27 protein-coding genes and 1 pseudogene are annotated in these 20,122 nt (G+C 66.1%); 22 read left to right on the plus strand and 6 right to left on the minus strand.

What is annotated here, in order from left to right; genetic code table 11:
- The 21 genes and pseudogenes from JOZ79_RS01400 to JOZ79_RS01500 form a co-directional block, all read left to right on the plus strand.
- A partial coding sequence (locus JOZ79_RS01400; RefSeq protein WP_294069556.1) for a 50S ribosomal protein L23 occupies positions 1–265 on the plus strand: 265 nt, incomplete at its 5' end.
- On the plus strand, positions 265–1,101 hold the full coding sequence (rplB, locus tag JOZ79_RS01405; RefSeq protein ID WP_294069559.1) for a 50S ribosomal protein L2: 837 nt from the start codon (positions 265–267) through the stop codon (positions 1,099–1,101). The genes JOZ79_RS01400 and rplB, both read left to right, overlap by 1 nt.
- A gap of 3 nt (positions 1,102–1,104) precedes the next feature.
- Positions 1,105–1,380 (plus strand): 30S ribosomal protein S19, encoded by a 276-nt coding sequence (rpsS, locus tag JOZ79_RS01410; RefSeq protein WP_294069564.1) that lies wholly within the window; start codon positions 1,105–1,107, stop codon positions 1,378–1,380.
- On the plus strand, positions 1,380–1,757 hold the full coding sequence (rplV, locus tag JOZ79_RS01415; protein WP_294069567.1) for a 50S ribosomal protein L22: 378 nt from the start codon (positions 1,380–1,382) through the stop codon (positions 1,755–1,757). The genes rpsS and rplV overlap by 1 nt, the downstream gene beginning before the upstream one ends.
- The gene (rpsC, locus tag JOZ79_RS01420; protein WP_294069570.1) at positions 1,757–2,470 is read left to right on the plus strand and encodes a 30S ribosomal protein S3; all 714 of its coding nucleotides are present in this window, start codon (positions 1,757–1,759) and stop codon (positions 2,468–2,470) included. Before rplV ends, rpsC begins: the two co-directional genes overlap by 1 nt.
- 22 nt (positions 2,471–2,492) lie before the next feature.
- Positions 2,493–2,927 (plus strand): 50S ribosomal protein L16, encoded by a 435-nt coding sequence (rplP, locus tag JOZ79_RS01425; RefSeq protein WP_294069573.1) that lies wholly within the window; start codon positions 2,493–2,495, stop codon positions 2,925–2,927.
- 1 nt (position 2,928) lies between these two features.
- Entirely contained in the window at positions 2,929–3,153 is a 225-nt protein-coding gene (gene rpmC, locus JOZ79_RS01430) for a 50S ribosomal protein L29 (RefSeq protein ID WP_294069576.1), read from the plus strand.
- A 13-nt stretch (positions 3,154–3,166) separates the two neighbouring features.
- A pseudogene (gene rpsQ, locus JOZ79_RS01435) lies at positions 3,167–3,394 on the plus strand (30S ribosomal protein S17); the annotation flags it as partial.
- A gap of 173 nt (positions 3,395–3,567) precedes the next feature.
- Positions 3,568–3,936 carry a 50S ribosomal protein L14 gene (gene rplN / locus JOZ79_RS01440; protein ID WP_294069579.1) on the plus strand — a complete coding sequence of 123 codons (369 nt, stop codon included), beginning with the start codon at positions 3,568–3,570 and terminating at the stop codon, positions 3,934–3,936.
- A 2-nt stretch (positions 3,937–3,938) separates the two neighbouring features.
- Positions 3,939–4,256 carry a 50S ribosomal protein L24 gene (rplX, locus tag JOZ79_RS01445; protein WP_294069582.1) on the plus strand — a complete coding sequence of 106 codons (318 nt, stop codon included), beginning with the start codon at positions 3,939–3,941 and terminating at the stop codon, positions 4,254–4,256.
- Positions 4,249–4,920: a 50S ribosomal protein L5 gene (gene rplE, locus JOZ79_RS01450; protein ID WP_294069585.1), complete on the plus strand. Its 672-nt coding sequence runs from the start codon at positions 4,249–4,251 to the stop codon at positions 4,918–4,920. The genes rplX and rplE overlap by 8 nt, the downstream gene beginning before the upstream one ends.
- 33 nt (positions 4,921–4,953) lie before the next feature.
- Positions 4,954–5,259 (plus strand): 30S ribosomal protein S14, encoded by a 306-nt coding sequence (gene rpsN / locus JOZ79_RS01455; RefSeq protein ID WP_294069588.1) that lies wholly within the window; start codon positions 4,954–4,956, stop codon positions 5,257–5,259.
- Positions 5,260–5,273: 14 nt separating this feature from the next.
- On the plus strand, positions 5,274–5,669 hold the full coding sequence (gene rpsH / locus JOZ79_RS01460) for a 30S ribosomal protein S8 (RefSeq protein ID WP_294069591.1): 396 nt from the start codon (positions 5,274–5,276) through the stop codon (positions 5,667–5,669).
- A complete protein-coding gene (rplF, locus tag JOZ79_RS01465; RefSeq protein WP_294069594.1) occupies positions 5,669–6,205 on the plus strand; it encodes a 50S ribosomal protein L6 in 537 nt (178 codons plus the stop codon). Before rpsH ends, rplF begins: the two co-directional genes overlap by 1 nt.
- A 2-nt stretch (positions 6,206–6,207) precedes the next feature.
- Positions 6,208–6,561, plus strand: a complete 354-nt coding sequence (rplR, locus tag JOZ79_RS01470) for a 50S ribosomal protein L18 (protein ID WP_294069597.1) — start codon at positions 6,208–6,210, stop codon at positions 6,559–6,561.
- Positions 6,562–7,317 (plus strand): 30S ribosomal protein S5, encoded by a 756-nt coding sequence (gene rpsE / locus JOZ79_RS01475; protein ID WP_294069600.1) that lies wholly within the window; start codon positions 6,562–6,564, stop codon positions 7,315–7,317.
- 5 nt (positions 7,318–7,322) lie between these two features.
- Entirely contained in the window at positions 7,323–7,499 is a 177-nt protein-coding gene (rpmD, locus tag JOZ79_RS01480) for a 50S ribosomal protein L30 (protein ID WP_294069603.1), read from the plus strand.
- Between the two features lie 45 nt (positions 7,500–7,544).
- Positions 7,545–8,471 (plus strand): sulfotransferase domain-containing protein, encoded by a 927-nt coding sequence (locus JOZ79_RS01485; protein WP_294069606.1) that lies wholly within the window; start codon positions 7,545–7,547, stop codon positions 8,469–8,471.
- Positions 8,472–8,658: 187 nt separating this feature from the next.
- A complete protein-coding gene (rplO, locus tag JOZ79_RS01490) occupies positions 8,659–9,180 on the plus strand; it encodes a 50S ribosomal protein L15 (protein ID WP_294069608.1) in 522 nt (173 codons plus the stop codon).
- Between the two features lie 98 nt (positions 9,181–9,278).
- Positions 9,279–10,643, plus strand: coding sequence for a preprotein translocase subunit SecY (gene secY / locus JOZ79_RS01495; RefSeq protein ID WP_294069610.1), 1,365 nt, complete (start codon positions 9,279–9,281; stop codon positions 10,641–10,643).
- Between the two features lie 38 nt (positions 10,644–10,681).
- Positions 10,682–11,335, plus strand: coding sequence for an adenylate kinase (locus tag JOZ79_RS01500; protein WP_294069613.1), 654 nt, complete (start codon positions 10,682–10,684; stop codon positions 11,333–11,335).
- On the opposite strand, the gene JOZ79_RS01505 is transcribed toward JOZ79_RS01500, so the two are convergent.
- Entirely contained in the window at positions 11,332–11,823 is a 492-nt protein-coding gene (locus tag JOZ79_RS01505; RefSeq protein WP_294069615.1) for a dihydrofolate reductase, read from the minus strand. The two genes, JOZ79_RS01500 and JOZ79_RS01505, sit on opposite strands and share 4 nt — an antisense overlap.
- A 48-nt stretch (positions 11,824–11,871) precedes the next feature.
- Between JOZ79_RS01505 and JOZ79_RS01510 the strand changes: the two genes are divergently transcribed.
- Positions 11,872–13,287, plus strand: coding sequence for an FAD-binding oxidoreductase (locus tag JOZ79_RS01510; RefSeq protein WP_294069618.1), 1,416 nt, complete (start codon positions 11,872–11,874; stop codon positions 13,285–13,287).
- Here JOZ79_RS01510 and JOZ79_RS01515 read toward each other — a convergent pair.
- The 5 genes from JOZ79_RS01515 to JOZ79_RS01535 form a co-directional block, all read right to left on the minus strand.
- Positions 13,284–14,597, minus strand: coding sequence for a dicarboxylate/amino acid:cation symporter (locus JOZ79_RS01515; protein ID WP_294069621.1), 1,314 nt, complete (start codon positions 14,595–14,597; stop codon positions 13,284–13,286). The two genes, JOZ79_RS01510 and JOZ79_RS01515, sit on opposite strands and share 4 nt — an antisense overlap.
- A gap of 503 nt (positions 14,598–15,100) precedes the next feature.
- A complete protein-coding gene (locus tag JOZ79_RS01520; RefSeq protein WP_294069623.1) occupies positions 15,101–16,117 on the minus strand; it encodes a DUF2891 domain-containing protein in 1,017 nt (338 codons plus the stop codon).
- Positions 16,114–17,064 carry a DUF979 domain-containing protein gene (locus JOZ79_RS01525; protein ID WP_294069626.1) on the minus strand — a complete coding sequence of 317 codons (951 nt, stop codon included), beginning with the start codon at positions 17,062–17,064 and terminating at the stop codon, positions 16,114–16,116. The genes JOZ79_RS01520 and JOZ79_RS01525 overlap by 4 nt, the downstream gene beginning before the upstream one ends.
- On the minus strand, positions 17,061–17,732 hold the full coding sequence (locus JOZ79_RS01530) for a DUF969 domain-containing protein (RefSeq protein ID WP_294069628.1): 672 nt from the start codon (positions 17,730–17,732) through the stop codon (positions 17,061–17,063). Before JOZ79_RS01530 ends, JOZ79_RS01525 begins: the two co-directional genes overlap by 4 nt.
- Positions 17,729–20,122: hydantoinase B/oxoprolinase family protein (locus tag JOZ79_RS01535; protein ID WP_294069630.1), on the minus strand; the 2,394-nt coding region annotated here is incomplete at its 5' end. The genes JOZ79_RS01530 and JOZ79_RS01535, both read right to left, overlap by 4 nt.

The raw sequence follows: 20,122 nt of genomic DNA on the forward strand, positions 1-20,122 counted from the left end.
CCCGCACATCACCGAGAAGACGACAATGTTGTCGGAAACCAACTCGGTCGTGTTCCGGGTCGCGCCCAAGGCGACCAAGCCGGAGATCAAGGCCGCGGTCGAAGCTTTGTTCGGCGTCACCGTCACGCAAGTGAACACCATCGTTTCCAAGGGCAAGACCAAGAAGTGGAAGGGCAAGCCCTACCAGCGGTCGGACATGAAGAAAGCGATCGTTCGCCTGGCCGAAGGTCAGTCGATCGACATTACCGAAGGGGTGCGGGCGTAATGGCTCTCAAGCAATATAAGCCGACCTCTCCGGCCCGCCGCGGCCTGATCCTGGTCGACAAGTCGGCGCTCTGGAAGGGTAAGCCGGTCAAGGCGCTGACCGAAGGCAAGCGCAAGACCGGTGGCCGCAACAACAAGGGCCATGTGACCTCGCGCGGCATCGCCGGCGGTCACAAGCAGAAGTATCGCATCGTCGACTTCAAGCGCCGCACGTGGGACGTCACGGCGACGGTCGAGCGGCTGGAGTACGACCCGAACCGGTCGGCCTTCATCGCGCTCGTCACCTACGAGGGCGGCGAGCAGGCCTACATCATCGCTCCGCAGCGGCTCGCTCCGGGCGACAGGGTGATCGCCGGCAAGCGTGTCGACGTAAAGCCGGGCAACGCGATGGAGATCGGCCAGATGCCGGTGGGCACCATCGTCCACAACGTCGAGCTGAAGCCGGGCAAGGGCGGCCAGATCGCTCGCGCCGCCGGGACCTATGTCCAGGTCGTCGGCCGCGATCGCGGAATGGTCATCGTCAGGCTGAATTCAGGCGAGCAGCGCTACGTGCGCTCGGATTGCATGGCGACGGTTGGCGCGGTTTCGAATCCCGACAACCAGAACCAGAATTTCGGCAAGGCCGGCCGCACCCGCTGGATGGGCAAGCGTCCGCTGACCCGCGGCGTCGCCAAGAACCCGGTCGACCACCCGCACGGCGGTGGTGAAGGCCGGACCTCGGGCGGCCGTCATCCGGTCACTCCGTGGGGCAAGCCGACCAAGGGTGCGCGCACCCGTCACAACAAGGCGACGGACAAGTTCATCATCCGCAGCCGTCACGCGAAGAAGAAGGGTTAAGCCATGGCCCGTTCCATCTGGAAAGGTCCGTTCGTCGAGCTTTCGCTGCTGAAGAAGGCGGAAGCGGCGCAGGAAGCCAGCAAGCGTGCGCCGATCAAGACCTGGTCGCGCCGCTCCACGATCCTGCCGCAGTTCGTCGGCCTGACGTTCAATGTCTACAACGGGCGCAAGTTCATCCCCGTCTCGGTCAACGAGGAAATGGTCGGGATGAAGCTCGGCGAGTTCGCTCCGACGCGCTCTTTCCCGGGCCACGCATCCGACAAGAAGGGCAAGCGCTGATGAGCAAGCCAGCATCCCCCCGCAAGGTTGGTGACAAGGAAGCGCTCGCAGTCGGTAACACGATCCGCGGATCTGCGCAGAAGCTGAACCTGGTCGCGGCGATGATCCGCGGCAAGAAGGTCGAGCAGGCGCTCAGCATCCTTCAGTTCTCGCCCAAGGGCATGGCCGACGACGTCCGCAAGGTGCTCGCCTCGGCCGTCGCCAATGCCGAGAATAATCACAACCTCGATGTCGACGCGCTGGTCGTCGCCGAGGCCAGTGTCGGCAAGTCGATCTCGATGAAGCGCTTCGCGACCCGTGCGCGCGGCCGTTCGAGCCGCATCGTCAAGCCGTTCAGCCGCATCCGCGTCGTCGTTCGCGAGCAGGAAGAAGCGTAATGGGTCAGAAAACCTCTCCTGTCGGGCTTCGCCTGCAGATCAATCGCACCTGGGACAGCCGCTGGTTCGCCGAGGGCGACGATTACGGCCGGCTGCTGCTCGAGGACCTCAAGATCCGCCGCACGATCATCGAGAAGCTGCCGCAGGCGGCGATCTCCAAGGTCGTGATCGAGCGTCCGGCCAAGATCTGCCGCATCTCCATTTATGCGGCGCGTCCCGGCGTGATCATTGGCAAGAAAGGCGCAGACATCGAGAAGCTGAAGCGCGAGCTTCAGAAGATGACGAGCTCGGAAGTCAGCCTCAACATCGTCGAGATCCGCAAGCCCGAGATCGACGCCAAGCTCGTCGCCCAGGGCGTCGCCGACCAGCTGGAGCGCCGCATCGCGTTCCGCCGCGCCATGAAGCGCGCGGTGCAGTCGGCTCTCCGCCTTGGCGCCGAAGGCATCCGGATCACCTGCGCCGGCCGTCTTGGCGGTGCCGAGATCGCCCGCACCGAATGGTACCGCGAGGGCCGGGTGCCGCTGCACACGCTTCGCGGCAACGTCGATTATGCCGAGGCCGAGGCCCACACCGCGTACGGCGTATGCGGCGTCAAGGTCTGGATCTTCAAGGGCGAGATCCTGGGGCATGACCCGCTCGCCCAGGACCGGCTGATGATGGAGGCCCAAACCTCCGGCGTCCGTCCGGCCCGCGAAGAGCGCGGCAACCGGTAAGCGCTAGGAAAAGAGACCAGTCATGCTGCAACCCAAGCGCACCAAGTTCCGCAAGGCCTTCAAGGGCCGCATCCACGGCAACGCCAAGGGCGGGACCGAATTGAACTTCGGCGCCTTCGGCTTAAAGGCGATGGAGCCGGAGCGGATCACTGCGCGCCAGATCGAGGCGGCCCGCCGCGCGATCACTCGCCACATGAAGCGTGCCGGCCGTCTCTGGATCCGCGTGTTCCCGGACGTCCCGGTGTCGTCGAAGCCGGCCGAAGTCCGCATGGGCTCGGGCAAGGGTTCGCCGGAATTCTGGGTCGCGCGCGTCAAGCCGGGCCGGATCCTGTTCGAGCTCGACGGTGTGCCCGGCGCGCTCGCCAAGACCGCGTTCGAGCGCGCGGCCGAGAAGCTGCCGATCAGGACCAAGGTCGTTGCCCGCCTGGGCGAGACCCTGGTCGAGGAGGAAAAGTAAGATGCCTGCGATCGACGATCTCAAGCAGCAGAGCGACGACCAGCTGCAACAGCAGCTCGGCGACCTGAAGCGCGAGCAGTTCAACCTGCGCTTCCAGGCAGCGACCAACCAGCTCGAGAAGCCGAGCCGGGTCCGCGAGGTGCGCCGCACCATCGCACGCATCCGCACGCTTCAGAACCAGCGCGCCCGCAAGACCGAAGCCGGCAACGCTTCGGCGCAGGGTTGAGGAGACTATAGGAATGCCAAAGCGCGTCCTCACCGGCACCGTGGTGTCCGACAAGGGTGACAAGACCATCGTGGTCCGCGTCGAGCGGCGGGTGAAGCACCCGCTGTACGGCAAGATCATCAAGCTGTCGAAGAAGTACCACGCGCACGACGCGGATAATGCTTTTCACACGGGCGAGATCGTCCGCATCCAGGAATGCGCTCCGGTGTCGAAGCTGAAGACCTGGGCGGTCGTCGACCGTCTCGGAGTCGCCAAGGCGGCCGAGATCGAGATCGCCGACCCGGAGACCAGCGCTCCGACCAAGACGCCCGAGGCCGCGCCCGAGAAGCCTGCCAAGGCGTCGAAGAAGGCGAAGGCCAAGGCCGACGCCGACGCGGACGCCTGAGAAGATTTGAAAGAGGATAGGGTCGAACCATGATCCAGATGCAGTCCAACCTGGACGTTGCCGACAATAGCGGCGCCAAGCGCGTCCAGTGCATCAAGGTGCTGGGCGGGTCGAAGCGCCGGGTTGCGGGCGTCGGCGACATCATCGTCGTCAGCGTCAAGGAAGCGCAGCCGCGCGGTCGCGTGAAGAAGGGCGATGTTCACCGCGCGGTGATCGTGCGCACAGCGAAGGACATCCGCCGTCCCGACGGTTCGGTCATCCGCTTCGATTCGAACGCGGCCGTCTTGGTCAACAAGAACGAGGAGCCGATCGGCACCCGTATCTTCGGCCCGGTCGTCCGCGAGCTTCGCGCCAAGAAGCACATGAAGATCATCAGCCTTGCGCCGGAGGTGCTGTAACCATGGCCGCTGCCAAGATCCGCAAGGGCGACAAGGTCGTCGTCCTCGCCGGCAAGGACAAGGGCCGCACGGGTGAGGTCATCCGTTCGCTGCCCAAGGAAAACAAGGTCGTCGTGTCGGGCGTCAACGTCCACGCGCGCCACCGCAAGGCATCGCAGGAGAACCCGCAGGGCGGGATCGATCGCAAGGAAGCGCCGCTGCACGTCTCGAACGTTGCGGTTGTCGGCGCCGACGGCAAGCCGACCCGAGTCCGCTTCGAGGAGCGCGACGGCAAGAAGGTCCGGGTTGCCGCCAAGTCCGGAGAGCTGATCAATGGCTGACAATGAGAACAAGACCGAGGCCAAGCAGGCCGAGCAGCCGGTGAAGGCTGAGAAGGCGCCCAAGGCCGAGAAGAAGGCCGGCAAGGCTGATGCGAAGGCTTACACGCCGCGTCTCAAGGCCGATTACGACGATCGCATCGTCCAGGCGATGACGGAGAAGTTCGGCTACAAGAACCGGATGGAGGTCCCGCGCCTCGACAAGATCGTCATCAACATGGGCGTTGGCGAAGCGACGCAGGACAAGAAGAAAGTCGAGACCGCCGCTGCCGAAATGCAGGCGATCTCGGGCCAGAAGCCGGTCATCACCAAGGCCAAGAAGTCGATCGCGCAGTTCAAGCTGCGCGAAGGCATGCCGATCGGTTGCAAGGTCACCCTGCGCCGGGACCGCATGTTCGAGTTCCTGGACCGGCTGGTCACGATCGCGCTGCCGCGCGTGCGCGACTTCCGGGGCCTCAGCGCCAAGTCGTTCGACGGCCGTGGCAATTACGCCATGGGCCTCAAAGAGCAGATCATCTTCCCCGAGATCAATTACGACCAGATCGACAAGGTCCTGGGCATGGACGTCATCATCACCACCACCGCGAAGACGGATGAAGAGGCGCGCGAGCTGCTGCGCCTGTTCAATTTCCCGTTCCCGCAAGAGGAGCAGCGGCAGGCCGCGTAAGCGCGCCTGCCCGTAAGGAGAAGAACTTAAGTCATGGCGAAACTGAGTTCGATCAACAAGAACGAGCGTCGCAAGAAGCTCGTCGCGCAAAACGCGGCGAAATATGCGAAGCTGAAGGCGATCGCGGACGACGAGTCCAAGGACGAGACCGAGCGGCTGATTGCTCGCCTCAAGATGGCGGAGCTGCCGCGCAACGGCAATCCGACCCGCATCCGCAACCGTTGCGAGCTCACGGGTCGAAGCCGCGCTTATTATCGCAAGTTCCGCCTGTCGCGGATCATGCTTCGGGAGCTGGCCAACAAGGGCCTGATCCCGGGCGTCGTGAAGTCCAGCTGGTAAGGGAGGATCATTAGATGGCGATGACCGATCCTCTGGGTGACATGCTCACCCGCATCCGCAACGGCCAGTCCGCGAAGAAGGATTCGATCCTGACCCCGGCGTCGAAGCTGCGCGCGAACGTCCTCGATGTGCTTCAGCGCGAGGGCTACATCCGCGGCTATTCGGAAGAAGAGCTTGCCGGCCAGCGCGGCCTGCGCATCGAGCTCAAATATTTCGAGGGCCAGCCGGCGATCCATCACCTGGCGCGCGTGTCGAAGCCGGGCCGGCGGGTCTATTCGGCGGCACGTGAGCTGCCCCGCATCCGCAACGGCCTCGGCACGGTGATCGTGTCGACCCCGCGCGGCGTGCTGTCGGACGCCGAGGCGCGCGACCAGAATGTCGGCGGCGAAGTGCTCGCGGAGGTGTTCTGATGTCTCGTATCGGCAAGAAGCCGGTGCCGATGCCTTCGGGCGTCAGCGCCAACGTCGAGGGCCAGACCCTGACGGTGAAGGGCCCCAAGGGCACGCTGTCGATGCAGCTGCTCGACGATCTCGTGAAGTACGAGGTCGCCGAGGGCGAAATTCGCGTGACCCCGCTCATCGACCAGCAGCGCAACCGCGCCGCCTGGGGAATGCAGCGCACCAACGTGCAGAACCTCGTCACCGGTGTGACCGAGGGCTTCACCAAGGTGCTCGAGATCACCGGTGTCGGCTATCGTGCCGCGGCCCAGGGCAAGAACCTGCGCCTGCAGCTCGGCTACAGCCACGACGTCAACTACCCCGTTCCCGAGGGCGTCGACATCAAGACTCCCGACCCGAACACGGTCGAGATCAGCGGCATCGACAAGCAGAAGGTCGGCCAGGTTGCCGCCGAGATCCGCCGCTGGCGGAAGCCCGAGCCGTACAAGGGCAAGGGCATCAAGTACCGCGGTGAGTTCATCTTCCGCAAAGAAGGCAAGAAGAAGTAGCCATGGCGATCCTCTCTCTCTTCGAACGCCGCCGTCGGCGGGTTCGCACCGCGCTTCGTTCGCGGGCTGCCGGCAAGCCGCGGCTGTCGGTTCACCGCTCGGGCCGGCATATCTATGCCCAGGTCATCGACGATGCGGCCGGCAAGACTGTCGCTTCTGCCTCGAGCCTCGACAAGGACCTCAAGGGCAAGACCGGCGCGACCAAGGACAGCGCCGCGGCGGTCGGCAAGACTCTCGCCGAGCGCGCCAAGGCCGCCGGCGTGTCGCAGGTCGTGTTCGACCGTGGCGGCTTCCTGTTTCATGGCCGGGTGAAGGCCCTCGCCGACGCTGCGCGCGAAGGCGGACTGGAGTTTTAAATGGCTGACGAGAACCAGACGAACGAGGTCAACACCGACCCCGCCGAGGCGGCTGCAGTCGCCGATGCGGCTCCGGCGCAGGCTGAGGAGCAGCGCCGTGGCCCGCGTGGCGGACGTGGCGGTCCCGGTGGTGGACGCGGCCGTGGCGGCAACGACCGTGGCGGCGGGCGTGGGCGTCGTGACGACCGTCGTGGCGGCCGTGGTGGCGACGACGACGGCGGCGAGGAGCTGATCGAGAAGCTCGTCCATATCAACCGCGTCTCCAAGACCGTGAAGGGCGGCAAGCGTTTCGGCTTCGCGGCGCTCGTAATCGTCGGCGACGGCAAGGGCCGCGCTGGTTTCGGTCATGGCAAGGCCCGCGAAGTGCCGGAAGCGATTTCCAAGGCGACGGCTGCCGCCAAGAAGGCGATGATCCGCGTTCCGCTGCGTGACGGTCGCACGCTGCACCACGACGGCCTCGGCCACTTCGGCGCCGGCCGCGTGACGGTCCGCTCGGCTCCTTCGGGAACCGGAATCATCGCCGGCGGCCCGATGCGCGCGATCTTCGAAAGCCTCGGCGTCCACGACGTCGTGACCAAGTCGGTCGGCACGTCCAACCCCTACAACATGATCCGCGCGACCTTCGAAGCGCTCAAGGACCAGGCGTCCCCGCGTTCCGTGTCGCAGCGGCGCGGCAAGAAGGTCGCGGACCTGCTCGGCCGTGGCGGCGCCAGCGTTGCCGAAGCCGAGGCCCAGGCCGAAGCGATCACGGAGTAATTTCGATGGCGAAGATCAAGATCACCCAGACCGGATCGCCAATCCGCCGCGACAAGACGCAGCGCGCGACGCTCGTTGGCCTCGGCCTCAACAAGCTGCATCGGACCGTCGAGGTCGAGGAGACTCCCGAGGTCGCGGGGCAGGTCCGCAAGGTGCATCATCTGTTGAGCGTCGAGCGCTGACCGACTAGCAGGGACCGGCGAGCCTTCGCACGATCCAAGGGGGGAATGATCGCGCGCCGGATCCTCGACAGGCTGACCCGCTTCGGGCACCGGGCGATCGTCGCTCGGATCGCCAACATTCCGCTTGGCGACGGCCGTTTCCTGTCACTTGGAAATCGGTCGATCATCGAGCCCAAGATCGGGCTGGTCGTCATCGGCGCGGCCAAGGCGGGAACGACCAGCCTCCACGACTGGCTCGACCTTCATCCCGACATCCACATGTCGTCGCCGACCAAGGAACCGGCCTATTTCTGGCCGTCGGACCTGAAGCGGCCGTTCTCGCCACCAGTGCCCGAGCCCTCGGTCAACATGCGGCTCAACATGCTCAAGGGGTATCGCGGCGAGAAGCTGTTCGGCGAAGCGACGCCCGGCTACACGATCACCACGGTTGAGCGCGACAACCCGATCCCGGAGCGGGCGTTTGCGCACAATCCGGCCATTCGCCTCATTTATTCCGTCCGCAATCCCTACGCGCGCATGATCTCGGCCGTGAACCAGGACATCCACATGAGGCGGGCGCCCGCCGACATGGCGGAGATTCCCGACGATCGCCTGGCACGATATCTGTCCCCGTCGCTCTACGCCCGCCACCTCTCGAACTGGCTGGAATATTTCCCGCGCGAGCAGGTGAAAGTCGTACTCCTGGAGGAATTCGGCAAACCGCCGCTGGCGATGATGAACGAGATCGCGGACTTCGTGGGTCTCGAGCCGTTCCCGAAGGCCACCGAGTTCGCGGCGTCGAACGTGACGTCGGAACGGACCAGGAAGGCGGCGGAGCTGAAACTGTCGCCCGAGCAGTTTGCGCGCGTGTCGCCCCAGGTCGAGAAGAGCGTCGACTGGCTTAGCGATTATCTCGGTCGTGACTTGCGCAAGGTCTGGGACCTGTCGGCCGAGCGATGGGCGCGCGATCAGGATCCACCTCGGTCAGAGTAACTGAAGCAGGGGCCTGTCTCGTCGCGCGCGCGATGGTCGCCGCTGCTTGCGATCGCGCGGCCAGGATTTGACCAAAGTTCGACTTCCTGGCGAGTTGAAGGCTGTACGGGGGTGACAGCGCGTCGCGCTGCGGCTATGCGCGCGCCTTCCAAATCAGGCGCGACAAAAGCGAAAGCGAGTGCACATCATGAAACTGAACGAACTCAAGGACAACCAGGGCGCCCGCAAGGGCCGAGTGCGCGTCGGGCGCGGGATCGGCTCGGGCCTCGGCAAGACTGCCGGCCGCGGCCAGAAGGGTCTCAAGTCCCGCTCGGGCTCCACCGTCAACGGCTTCGAGGGCGGCCAGATGCCGCTCCACATGCGGTTGCCGAAGCGCGGCTTCAACAACACCTTTGCCAAGGACTATGCCGAAGTGAACATCGGCGCCGTCCAGAAGGCGATCGACGCCGGCAAGCTCGACGGCAAGGGCACGCTCGATCATGACGCGCTGAAGGGTGCGGGCTTGGCGCGTGGCGGCAAGGACGGCGTCCGGCTGCTGGGCAAGGGCGAGCTGACGGCCAAGCTTGCGCTGAAGGTCGCCGGCGCGTCGAAGGGCGCCCGCGAGGCGGTCGAAAAGGCCGGCGGCTCGATCGAGATCGTCGAGCGCAAGAACCCGGCCGAGCTCGCCGCCGCCAAGAAGGGTTCGCGCAAGTCCGCCGCAAAGGCCTGACGGGCCTTAGACAAGCGGCCAAGAGCCACTATATCTCGGCGGCGGGGAGGCGTGAGCCTTAACGCCGCCGTTCGTTTTTCCGGGGACTTCCAAAGACCATGGCATCCGCAGCCGAGCAAATGGCATCCAGCATCAGCCTCGCCAATTTCGGCAAGGCTACCGAGCTCAAGAAGAGGCTCTGGTTCACGCTCGGCGCGCTGATCCTGTTCCGGCTGCTGTCGTTCGTTCCCGTGCCCGGCATCGATCCCGTCGCCATGGCGCAGCTCTACAGCACGCAGAGCGGCGGCATCCTGGACGTCTTCAACACTTTCTCCGGCGGCGCGCTGCAGCGCTTCTCGATCGTCGCTTTGGGCGTCATGCCCTACATTACCGCGTCGATCGTCATTCAGCTCGGCGGTACGCTCTACGGACCGTGGCAGGCGCTCCGCAAGGAAGGCGAGACCGGGCGCAAGAAGCTCAACCAGTATACCCGTTACCTGACGGTCGCGATCACCCTCGTGCAGGGTTTCCTCGCGGTACGCGGTCTCGAGGCCCAGTCGACGCGCCAGGCGATCGCGGCCGTGGTCCAGCCGGGCATCCTGTTCGAGATTGCCGGAACCGTCAGCCTGGTGGGCGGAACTCTGTTCCTGATGTGGATCGGCGAGCAGATCACCAGCCGCGGCATCGGCAACGGCGTGTCGCTGATCATCATGGCGGGCATCGTCGCTCGCCTGCCGCAGGCGATCGGCCAATTGCTCGAGGGCAGCCGGACCGGTAGCATCAACGGCCTGCTGGTGGTCGGCGTCATCGTCCTGACCGCGGCGCTGGTCCTTGGCATCTGCTTCATGGAACGCGCTCAGCGGCGAGTGCTGATCCAGTATCCGAAGCGGCAGACGGCGCGCGGCATGCAGCAGGAGCGCTCGCACCTGCCGATCAAGCTCAACACCGCGGGCGTCATTCCGCCGATCTTCGCCTCATCCCTGCTGCTGATGCCGCTCACGGTCCTGCAATGGGCGGGAAGCCGCGCCGGCACCGGTGGCGCCAGCGACTGGCTGATCACCATCAGCACCTACCTGCAGCGCGGCGGCGCGGCCTATCTGTTGCTCTACGGGCTGCTGATCGGCTTCTTCTGCTTCTTCTACACCGCAGTGCAGTTCAACAGCGAGGAGACGGCGGAGAATCTGAAGCGGCATGGCGGCTTCATCCCCGGTATCCGCCCCGGCAAGGCGACCGAGAATTACTTCGACTACCTGCTCAACCGGATCACGGTGATCGGTGCTGGCTATCTGATCATCATCTGCCTGATCCCGGAGGTCCTTGCCGACCAGGCGGGCGTGAACTTCCGCCTGGGCGGCACCAGCCTGCTGATCGTCGTCAACGTGACCATGGATACGGTCAGCCAGATCCAGAGTCACTTGATCGCCCACCAGTACGGCGACCTCATCAAGAAGGCGAAGCTCAAGACGACGCCCAGGCGGCGTTAGGGCCGGGGCTAGGTAACGCGAGCAGGGGAGCGCGCGCGATGAACATCATCCTATTGGGGCCGCCGGGCGCGGGCAAGGGAACGCAGGCGGCGCGGCTCCAGGCGACGCGCGGCATGATCCAGATGTCGACCGGCGACATGCTTCGCGAAGCCCGCGCAAGCGGCTCGCCGATCGGGCTCAAGGTGAAGGCGGTGATGGACGCGGGAGAGCTGGTCAGCGATGCCATCGTTACCGCTCTCATCGGCGAGCGCCTCGACTCGTCCGGCGGGCATGGCGCGATCTTCGACGGCTTTCCGCGCACCCGGCCGCAGGCCGAGGCGCTCGACATCCTGCTGTCGGAACGCGGCCGCACCCTCGACCATGTCATCGAGCTCGTGGTAGACGAAGACGAGCTGGTGAGGCGCATCACCGGCCGCTTCAGCTGCGCCAGGTGCGGTGCCGGCTATCACGACACCTTTCGGCCGACAAAGGTCGCGGGCACTTGCGACGCTTGCGGCTCGACCGAGTTCATTCGGCGCCCGGACGACAATGAGCAGACGGTGCGCACGCGCATGTCGGAATATCGCGCCAAGACGCAGCCAATCCTGCCCTACTACCAGGAGCGCGGGCTGGTGCGTCAGGTCGACGGCATGGCCGGGATCGACGAGGTCGCGGCGCAAATCGACGCGGCGCTCGACGGAACATCACGCTAGGCGCGGTCCAGCGTCATGAAGCGGAAGGGCGGGCGTCCGGCCTCGGCGGGGTGCTCCTCGCTGAAGGTCTCGAGCCAGGCGCCCGACGAGCGCGGGTCGGGCATGACCGTGTCGCCCCCAATGTCGGCAAGGACCTCGGTGAGTTCGATGCGCCGGGCGAGCGGCAGGAAGAGCCCGAAGATGTCGGCTCCGCCAATGACCGAAACGCGCTCCTCTCCGGCCAGGCGTCGGGCCTCGTCGGCATCGCGGGCGATCTCCGCGCCGTCCGCGCTCCACTCGGGGTCGCGGGTCAGGACGATGTGTCGGCGGCCAGGCAGAAGCCCCGGCAGGCTCTCGAACGTGCGTCGGCCCATGACCATGACGCTGCCCATCGTCAGCGCCTTGAAGCGCTTGAGGTCGGCCGGGATATGCCACGGCAGCTTGCCGTCGCGGCCGATGACGCCGTTTCTGGCGCGGGCAACGATGAGGGTGATTGGGGCGTCATCCATGGCTGACGCTTTGACGCGCGCGGCGGTGCATGCCAAGCCGCCGCGGCAATGGGCGGACAGGCGCAACTGATCTCCGCAGCTGCGGAGAAGCTCGGGCCCAGGGCGGTGATTACCGACCCGACCGAGATCGCGCCCTGGCTGAACGATTGGCGCGGTCGCTTTCATGGCGAAGCGCCGGCCATTCTCGCTCCAAGCTCGACTAAGGAAGTGGTCGAGGTGGTGCAGCTCGCGGCGCAGCATCGCGTGCCACTGGTTCCGCAAGGCGGCAATACCGGCATGGTCGGCGGCGCGACACCGCCAACCGACGGCAGCGCGGTGCTGCTCTCCATGCGCCGCATGAACCGGATTCGATCGGTCGATGCCGAGGCCCGCGTAGCGGTGGCCGAAGCAGGGGTCATCCTCGAAACGCTGCATGAGGCCGCTGAGGCGGCCGGTATGCGCTTCCCGCTGACGCTCGGTTCGCGCGGCAGCTGCACGATCGGCGGGCTCGCCTCGACCAATGCCGGGGGCACCCAGGTGCTGAAGTTCGGAACCATGCGCGCACTGGTCGCCGGGATCGAGGCGGTCCTGCCCGATGGCTCGATCCACGACGGGCTCAGCGCGCTGAAGAAGGACAATCGCGGCTACAGCATCGATCAGTTGCTGATTGGCGCGGAGGGGACGCTTGGCGTGATCACGGCTGTGGCGCTTCGGCTTGTGCCGCCCATTGCTTCGCGTCCCGTGGCCTGGCTGGGCGTGGAAAATCCAGGCTCGGCCCTGGGCGTCCTTCGCTTCCTGGAGGCACGCACGACGACCGTCGAAGGGTTTGAGCTCGTCGCGGACGATGCTTTGCAGCTCGTCCTGAAGCATATCCCAGGAACGCGGGCGCCGCTTTCCGGCAGCCACCCTTGGCATGTCCTGGTCGAAGCGACGACAAGCGATCCCGCGCACGACCTCAAGGCGGAACTCGAACCGCTGCTCGCCGAGGTGTTGGAACGCGGAATGGTCGCTGATGCGGTCATCGCCTCCAGCGAAGCGCAGGCCGAGGCTTTCTGGCGCATCCGCGACAGCATTTCCGAGGCGGAGCGCGCCGAGGGCCAGACCCTCGCCCATGATGTTTCGGTGCCGGTCGCGGACATGCCGCGCTTCTTGGTCGAGGCGGCGGCCGAGGTGGAGCGCGCTTTTCCCGGAACGACCGCCAGCGGCTTTGGCCACCTGGGCGACGGCAACATCCACTTCCATGTCCGCGCCGGAAGTCGTTCGTCCGACGACTGGTATGAATCCGAAGGGCCCGAAATCACGCGGCTGGTGGACGATCTCGTCACGGTCGCCGGCGGCTCGATCTCGGCGGAGCATGGGATCGGACAGATGAAGGTCGCCGAACTCGCGCGGCTTGGCCCGCCGGCGCGGCTGCACGCGATGCGGGCGATCAAGCAGGCGCTCGACCCGCTCGGAATAATGAATCCCGGAAAGCTCGTACCCTAGCGGCGGTCGAGCTGGATTCGATCGCTCTCCGCGCCGCTCGGCTCCTCGCCGCCACTCGCCAGCACCGATCGCAGCCGCTCGGTATCCAGGGTGCCTTCCCAGCGCGCGACCACGATCGTCGCAACGGCATTGCCGACTATGTTCGTCAGTGAACGGCATTCGCTCATGAAGCGGTCGACGCCGAGGATCAGCGCCATGCCCGCGACCGGAATGGCGGGCACCACGGACAATGTCGCTGCAAGCACGATGAAGCCCGAGCCGGTAACTCCCGCCGCGCCCTTGGAGCTCACGACGGCGACCGCCATCAGCAGCAACTGCTGACCGATCGTCAGGTGCGTGTTCGTCGCCTGCGCGATGAACAGAGCCGCGAGCGACATGTAGATGTTGGTGCCGTCGAGATTGAAAGAATAGCCCGCGGGCACGACAAGGCCGACGATGCTCTTCGGACATCCCGCCGCCTCGAGCTTTTCCATCAGCAGCGGCATCGCGCTTTCCGACGAGGAGGTGCCGAGCACCAGCAACAGCTCGTCCCTGATGTAGCGCAGCAGCGCCAGGATCGAGAAGCCAGCAAGCCGCGCGATCGCGCCCAGGACGACAACGACGAACAGGATCGCGGTGGCGTAGAAGGTGAGAACAAGCTCGGCGAGATGGGCGAGGCTGGCAATTCCGTACTGACCGATGGTGAAGGCCATCGCACCAAATGCTCCGATCGGCGCCGCGAGCATCAGGATCCGAACGACGCGGAACACGACGGCGGTGATGGTCCTGAGCGTCTCGAGCAGGCGCTCGCCGCGCTCGCCAAACCCGGCGAGCGCGATCCCAAACAGGATCGACACGAGCAGCACCTGCAGGATCTCGCCGGAGGTGAGCGCGCTGAACATCGTGTCGGGGATGACGTTCAGAAGAAAGCCGGTGACGGTCGTCTCCCTGGCCTGAGTGACGTAGGTCGCGACTTTCGACGTATCGAGAGTGGCCGGATCGACGTTGAAGCCGGCGCCGGGATGGAGGAGGTTGGCGACGATCAGCCCGACAGCGAGCGCGAGCGTCGACACAGCGATGAAATAGGCGAGCGCCTTGGCCGCGATGCGCCCGAACGCGCCGAGGTCCCGCATTCCCGCGATCCCGGTGACGACGGTCAGGAAGATGACCGGCGTGATGATCATCTTGACGAGCTTGATGAAGCCGTCGCCGAGCGGCTTCAGCGCCGCGCCGGTGGCGGGCCACAGCCAGCCGACAAGGACTCCCAGCGCGACTGCGGCGAGCACCTGGACGTAGAGGTTCTGCCACAGGGGCCGGCGCGGCTCAGCCATGAGATGCGATCGCGCCAGAGGCGATATTGGAACCGGGCGCGGAGTGTCGGCCTAAAGCCAGAGGCGCACCGCAAGATCCGCGATCAGGAACCACACGATCGTGCTGACAAAGATCGCCGTCATGATGCCGCGGAAGCGCCAGACGTGCTGGTATTGGAATTGAGACACCGGGACTCTCCACTGCCGGGGAGGGGACGCCACCAGCCGCTCTCGAAGTGCTCCGATTCGGCACACTATTGCCGTTAGACATTCATTTACCCTGTGGGAATAGCTTAGTGCTTAGCCAGAGGTGGCGAACATTGAACTTGTGGTTGATCCTTGTCGCGGTCTGGCTTGCGCCCGCGGTGATCGTGGGAGCCCTCCTGCTCAAGAACGCGCTTCGGCAGGACGATTCTACCCCGAAGCAAAGTGACGCTCCACCGGCGGAATAAGCGTTCGCGGCCAAAGGCGTTCGGCCTCGTAGATTTCTAATTTCGCATGCGGCGGCGCGGAACGCCGATCTTCTACGCCGCTCCCGCCTGGCCCCCCTGACCGGCAAGCAGCGCGAGCAGCGCGAAGGTCGCAAGCCAATGCTCGCCCGCATAGTCCCCGCTGAGGTGGGGCATCGCCGCATCGAGATGGGCTTCCGCCGCGGCGAGCGCGCGGGCGCGTTCTTGCCCGTCCAGTGCGCGCGCGAGGTGCCGCCAGCACCATGCCCGGCTGAGGTTGAGCCCGTCGAGATGCGCGATCTTGCCGTCGGACCGGTCGCTGACGGTTGCCGGCTGGAACAGGGTCTCGGGCACGCTTGCCCCGAGCCTCGGCAGAAAGTCGGCGAGCCACCTTGGGAAATCGTCCGGCTGGGAGGTGCGCATCATGCACAGTGCCTCGACAAGCGCCGGCGACAGGAAATCGTCGCCGCCCGGCTCCCACGCCTGGCAGTCGCGGTCCGCGCCGAACCAGGCCGACGCCCGCTCCTCGATCGCGAGCGCGAGCGGGGGATCGAATTCTCCCGCCCATTCATGCGACTGGATCAGCGCAAAGGCCGTATTGAAATGGGTCCCTGTCCGGATCGGGTAGGTGAGGATCGCAAGATATTCCCGAAGCCGGTCGGCGAAGGCGCGCGCAAGCGGTTCCAGCGCTGCTCTCCAGCCGCGGTCCGAAGCGCGGCTCGCCTCCTGGTGCAGCGCGAGGAGCCAGGCCCAGCCGTAGGGCCGCTCGAACCCGCCCGACAGGTCCCGCGCGAGATATGCCAGTTCCCCCGCAACCCTGTCCGGCGGGAAACTGTCGTCGGCGAGCGCCGCGATCTGCGTTGCCTCGGGGAGGTCCGGAAACAGTCGGCGGATCGTCAGCAAGGCCCACCAGCCGTGGACGCAGCTGTGCCAGTCGAAGCTACCGAAGAATATCGGGTGAAGCACCCGCGGCGGCAGCGTGTCGGCGTCGTCCATCAGCACGTGGTCCAGCTTGTGCGGATATTCCCTCCGCACATGGCCAAGCGCAATCCGGGCGAAACGCTGCGCCGTCGATACGTCCAGGTCGGTCATTGGAAGCCCGCCAGGTAGATGAGCATGATGTTGAAAAGGAGCAGGGGCAGCGCCGTCGCAACCTGGACCTTGACCACCGCATTCTGGTCCCGAAGCTCCAGCAAGGCGGCCGGCACAAGATTGAAGTTGGCAGCCATGGGAGTCATCAGCGTTCCGCAGAAACCGGCCAGCATCCCGACGGCCCCGACCGCCGCCGGATTGGCTCCATAGCCGCGGATCAGCACGGGTATGCCGATCGCCGCGGCCATCACCGGGAAGGCGGCGAAGGCATTGCCCATGATCATCGTGAACAGCGCCATGCCGATGCCGAACACGGCGACGGTCAGGAACACGCTGCCGTGCGGGATGACCGACGTTGCCGCGGCGCCGACGATATCGCCGACGCCGGCCGCCGCGAACACTGCGCCCAGTGCCGCCAGCGCCTGCGGCAGGACGGCAGCCCAGCCGATCGAGTCCATCAGTCGGCGTCCGTCCTGGAGCGGTGCCAGTGCAGGTGGCTTCAGCCAGGCGTAGATCGTCGCCAACGCCAGGATCACGCCGAGGGCGAGCAGGATGTAGGTCTCGCGCTTCGGCTCGAACCAGCCCAGCCGGCCAACGGGCGTGTAGCTGTAGATCAAGGTGCCGAGCAGAGCGGTTGCGGGGACGATCAGCGCCGGCAGGAACAGCCGGTCGCCGAACCGCAGCGCCCGGGCTTCCCGTTCTTGCGTGTCGACAACGGCCGCCCCCCGTCCGACAAGTCCGAAGCCCGCGATTCCGGCGAGGCCGAGGACCAGCAAGCCGTTGCCGAAGTCGCCGATCCGGTCGCCCGCGAACATGCTGAGCGCCATCAGGCCCCAGAAGGCGGCGTTGCCAAGCCTCTTCGGATTGGTCCGGTCTAGGCCGTTGAAAGCGGCGAAGCCGGCGAACATCAGGCCGACGAGGACGTACAGCCACTGGATGGTGATCATCGGGCTCGCCCCTTGAGGGAGCGATCGAGCAGCAGCAGCCGTGTCCCGTGAACGACGAATGCGGCGACGGCCGAGGGAATGGCCCAAAGCGCGAGTTGCAGCGGCGGCAGGTTGTAGCCGTCGCTCATCAGGATCTGCTGGATCAGCACGATCGATCCGATCGCGAGGAAGATGTCCTCGCCGAAGAACAGCCCGACGTTGTCGGTCGCCGCGGCGAAGCTCTTGACCCGCTCCGCCGTCGCCTCATCCAGCGCGCCATGCTCCCTTTCCGCCGCCGCCAATGCCATGGGCGCGACGAGCGGCCGGACCATTTGCGGATGGCCGGCGGTCGATTGCAGGCCGACCGCGGCGCTCAGCTGCCGGTAGAGCATGTAGAAAAGCAGGATCCGGCCGGTGGTTGCGCTCTTCATCCTGCGGATCACCGCGGCGGCCCGCTGCTGCAGTCCGAAGCGCTCGAGCACGCCGATGACCGGAAGCACGATCCAGACGATCTCGATGATCCGGTTGTCGTTGAAGGCCTTGCCGAAGGTCGAGATCACCGCGGCGAGATCGAGCCCGTGCAGGAGCCCGGTCGCAAGCGCCGCGACGGTGACCACCAGCATCGGATTCAGCCGAAGCGCGAAGCCCGCGACGACGATCAGGATTCCAAGCAGCGGCCAGTAGTTCATTCGGCTCTCCCGAAGCCCGCGCCGCCGGGAGTCTCGATGACGAAGCGGTCGCCGGGTCCGACCGCGGCGAAGCCGGTTCCTCCGAGCGTTTCGACCGCGCCATCCGCCCGCTCCACCCGGTTTCGGCCAGGCTTCGCGTCGCCGCCGCCTGCAAGGCCCATCGGCGGCACTCGACGGCGATTGGCGAGAATGTTGGCGCGCATGGGTTCGAGAAACGTGATCTCCCGCACCGTGCCGTCCCCGCCACGATACAGGCCGCCGCCGCCCGATCCCCGCCGGATCGCGAACCGCTCCAGCCGCACCGGCAGCCTCGCCTCCAGGATCTCGGGATCGGTCAGGCGGCTGTTCGTCATGTGGGTCTGCACGGCGTCGGTGCCGTCATGGTCGGGCCCGGCGCCCGATCCGCCCGCGATCGTCTCATAATATTGGTGCCGCTCGTTGCCGAAGGTGAAGTTGTTCATCGTCCCCTGCGACGGTGCAAGCCGTCCCGTCGCCGCGAACAGGGCGTCCGTGACGACCTGGCTGGTCTCCACATTGCCGGCGACGACCGCTGCCGGGAACACGGGGCTCAGCATTGATCCTTCGGGCACTTGAAGCTCGATTGGCCGCAGGCAACCGTCGTTGAGCGGAATGTCATCGTCCATCAGCGTCCGGATCACGTACAGCGAGGCGGCCCGTGTGATCGCGCGGGGAGCGTTGAAATTGTCGGGCTGCTGCGGGCTGGTGCCGGTGAAGTCGAACAGGGCCGAACGGCTCGCGCGGTCGGTTCGAATCGCGACCCGGACATGGGCGCCACTGTCCATTTCATAATCGAATTCGCCGTCGTCCAGCCGGTCGATTAGGCGATGGACTGACTCTTCGGCGTTGGCCAGGCAGTGGCCCATGTAAGCCGCGATGACGTCGCGTCCGTGGTCGGCCGCGGCATGGGCAAGCAGGTCTGCACCGCGCGAGCAGGCGGCAAGCTGCGCCTTCAGATCGGCGATGTTGCGGTCCGCGGACCGCGCCGGCCATTCGCCCGACGCCAGCATCTCCCGCATCTCGGCCTCGCGTAGATGCCCCTCGTCGACCAGAAGGACATTGTCGATCAACACGCCTTCCTCGAGGATCGAGCGGCTCTCGGGCGGCATCGAGCCGGGCGCGATCCCGCCGATGTCGGCGTGATGCCCTCGCGCGGCGACGAACGCGGACGGCTCGCCGGAATTCTCCAGGAAGACCGGAACAATGACGGTGATGTCGGGCAGGTGCGTGCCGCCGCGATAAGGATCGTTCAGCACGTAAGCGTCGCCGGGGAGTATGCCCCGTCCGTCGCGCCCACTACCGCGCCGCTCCAGGATCGCGCGGATGCTCTCGCCCATCGACCCCAGGTGCACCGGGATATGCGGCGCATTCGCGATCAGCGCGCCTTCCCGGTCGAAGATCGCGCACGAGAAATCGAGCCGCTCCTTGATGTTGACCGAGGTCGCCGTCGACTGCAGCGCGACGCCCATTTCCTCGGCGATCGCCATGAAGAGGTTGTTGAAGATCTCCAGCCGGACCGGATCGACGTCCGTGCCAAGCGCTGGCGGCCGCTCCGGCGGGGTTGCTCGGGCCAGTACCAGGGTGCCGTCCGCTGCGCGCTCGGCGGTCCAGCCGTCTTCGACCACCGTCGTCGAGGAGGCGTCGAGGATCAGCGCCGGCCCCCGCACCTGCTGCCCCTCGGAAAGGTTCTGGCGCTCCAGGCAATCCCAGCCGCTGTGCCGCGTCGGCTGCGCGCCGGAACCCGGCTCAGCGTCGCCGCGGCTCGCCAGCTCGGACCCGCCAGAGGCTTCGGCGATCAGCGCCTCGACGATGATGGTTTCGCCCTCGTCGACATAGCCGAACCGCTCGCGGTGAAGCGCGTGGAACGCCTCGCGCATCTCGCCCGCCGCCGTCACGGCAAGCTCCAGTGAGGTGTCGCTCCCCGCCAGCCGTAACCTCGCCCGCTGATCCAGCCGGAGGTCGTCAGAGCGTACGCCCTGCTCCTCGAGCGCGTTCCGCGCCGCAGCACCCAGCACATGCATCGCTTGCCTGAAATCCTTGTCCAGCGGGCGCCGCCAGCTCTGCTCCCGGATCGCCTTCAGCTCGGCGAGGCCAATCCCGTAGGCGGACAGCACGCCGGCGAGCGGGTGGATGAGGATGCGCTGCATGCCCAGCCGATCCGCAACGCTACACGCATGCTGGCCGCCGGCGCCGCCGAAGCACGTCATGGTGTAGCGCCGCACGTCATAGCCACGCGCTGTCGAGATCTTGCGGATCGCGGCGGCCATATTGTCGACTGCGATTGCGAGGAAGCCATGAGCGATCTCCTCCAGCGTCAGTTGCCGGCCTGTGTCGACAAACACGTGCCGGGCGACCTGGTCGATCCGGGCCCT

The organism is Sphingomonas sp., assembly GCF_019242355.1.
Lineage (GTDB): Bacteria > Pseudomonadota > Alphaproteobacteria > Sphingomonadales > Sphingomonadaceae > Sphingomicrobium.

Coding starts and splice junctions, on each gene's coding strand:
- rplB (WP_294069559.1), top strand. CDS start 265: ATGGCTCTCAAGCAATATAAGCCGACCTCTCCGGCCCGCCGCGGCCTG.
- rpsS (WP_294069564.1), top strand. CDS start 1,105: ATGGCCCGTTCCATCTGGAAAGGTCCGTTCGTCGAGCTTTCGCTGCTG.
- secY (WP_294069610.1), top strand. CDS start 9,279: ATGGCATCCGCAGCCGAGCAAATGGCATCCAGCATCAGCCTCGCCAAT.
- rpsC (WP_294069570.1), top strand. CDS start 1,757: ATGGGTCAGAAAACCTCTCCTGTCGGGCTTCGCCTGCAGATCAATCGC.
- rplP (WP_294069573.1), top strand. CDS start 2,493: ATGCTGCAACCCAAGCGCACCAAGTTCCGCAAGGCCTTCAAGGGCCGC.
- rplN (WP_294069579.1), top strand. CDS start 3,568: ATGATCCAGATGCAGTCCAACCTGGACGTTGCCGACAATAGCGGCGCC.
- JOZ79_RS01520 (WP_294069623.1), bottom strand. CDS start 16,117: ATGACCGACCTGGACGTATCGACGGCGCAGCGTTTCGCCCGGATTGCG.
- rplV (WP_294069567.1), top strand. CDS start 1,380: ATGAGCAAGCCAGCATCCCCCCGCAAGGTTGGTGACAAGGAAGCGCTC.
- rplF (WP_294069594.1), top strand. CDS start 5,669: ATGTCTCGTATCGGCAAGAAGCCGGTGCCGATGCCTTCGGGCGTCAGC.
- rpsN (WP_294069588.1), top strand. CDS start 4,954: ATGGCGAAACTGAGTTCGATCAACAAGAACGAGCGTCGCAAGAAGCTC.
- JOZ79_RS01530 (WP_294069628.1), bottom strand. CDS start 17,732: ATGAACTACTGGCCGCTGCTTGGAATCCTGATCGTCGTCGCGGGCTTC.
- rpmD (WP_294069603.1), top strand. CDS start 7,323: ATGGCGAAGATCAAGATCACCCAGACCGGATCGCCAATCCGCCGCGAC.
- JOZ79_RS01485 (WP_294069606.1), top strand. CDS start 7,545: ATGATCGCGCGCCGGATCCTCGACAGGCTGACCCGCTTCGGGCACCGG.
- rplR (WP_294069597.1), top strand. CDS start 6,208: ATGGCGATCCTCTCTCTCTTCGAACGCCGCCGTCGGCGGGTTCGCACC.
- rpmC (WP_294069576.1), top strand. CDS start 2,929: ATGCCTGCGATCGACGATCTCAAGCAGCAGAGCGACGACCAGCTGCAA.
- rpsH (WP_294069591.1), top strand. CDS start 5,274: ATGGCGATGACCGATCCTCTGGGTGACATGCTCACCCGCATCCGCAAC.
- rplX (WP_294069582.1), top strand. CDS start 3,939: ATGGCCGCTGCCAAGATCCGCAAGGGCGACAAGGTCGTCGTCCTCGCC.
- JOZ79_RS01525 (WP_294069626.1), bottom strand. CDS start 17,064: ATGATCACCATCCAGTGGCTGTACGTCCTCGTCGGCCTGATGTTCGCC.
- JOZ79_RS01515 (WP_294069621.1), bottom strand. CDS start 14,597: ATGGCTGAGCCGCGCCGGCCCCTGTGGCAGAACCTCTACGTCCAGGTG.
- JOZ79_RS01500 (WP_294069613.1), top strand. CDS start 10,682: ATGAACATCATCCTATTGGGGCCGCCGGGCGCGGGCAAGGGAACGCAG.
- JOZ79_RS01510 (WP_294069618.1), top strand. CDS start 11,872: ATGGGCGGACAGGCGCAACTGATCTCCGCAGCTGCGGAGAAGCTCGGG.
- rplO (WP_294069608.1), top strand. CDS start 8,659: ATGAAACTGAACGAACTCAAGGACAACCAGGGCGCCCGCAAGGGCCGA.
- JOZ79_RS01505 (WP_294069615.1), bottom strand. CDS start 11,823: ATGGATGACGCCCCAATCACCCTCATCGTTGCCCGCGCCAGAAACGGC.
- rplE (WP_294069585.1), top strand. CDS start 4,249: ATGGCTGACAATGAGAACAAGACCGAGGCCAAGCAGGCCGAGCAGCCG.
- rpsE (WP_294069600.1), top strand. CDS start 6,562: ATGGCTGACGAGAACCAGACGAACGAGGTCAACACCGACCCCGCCGAG.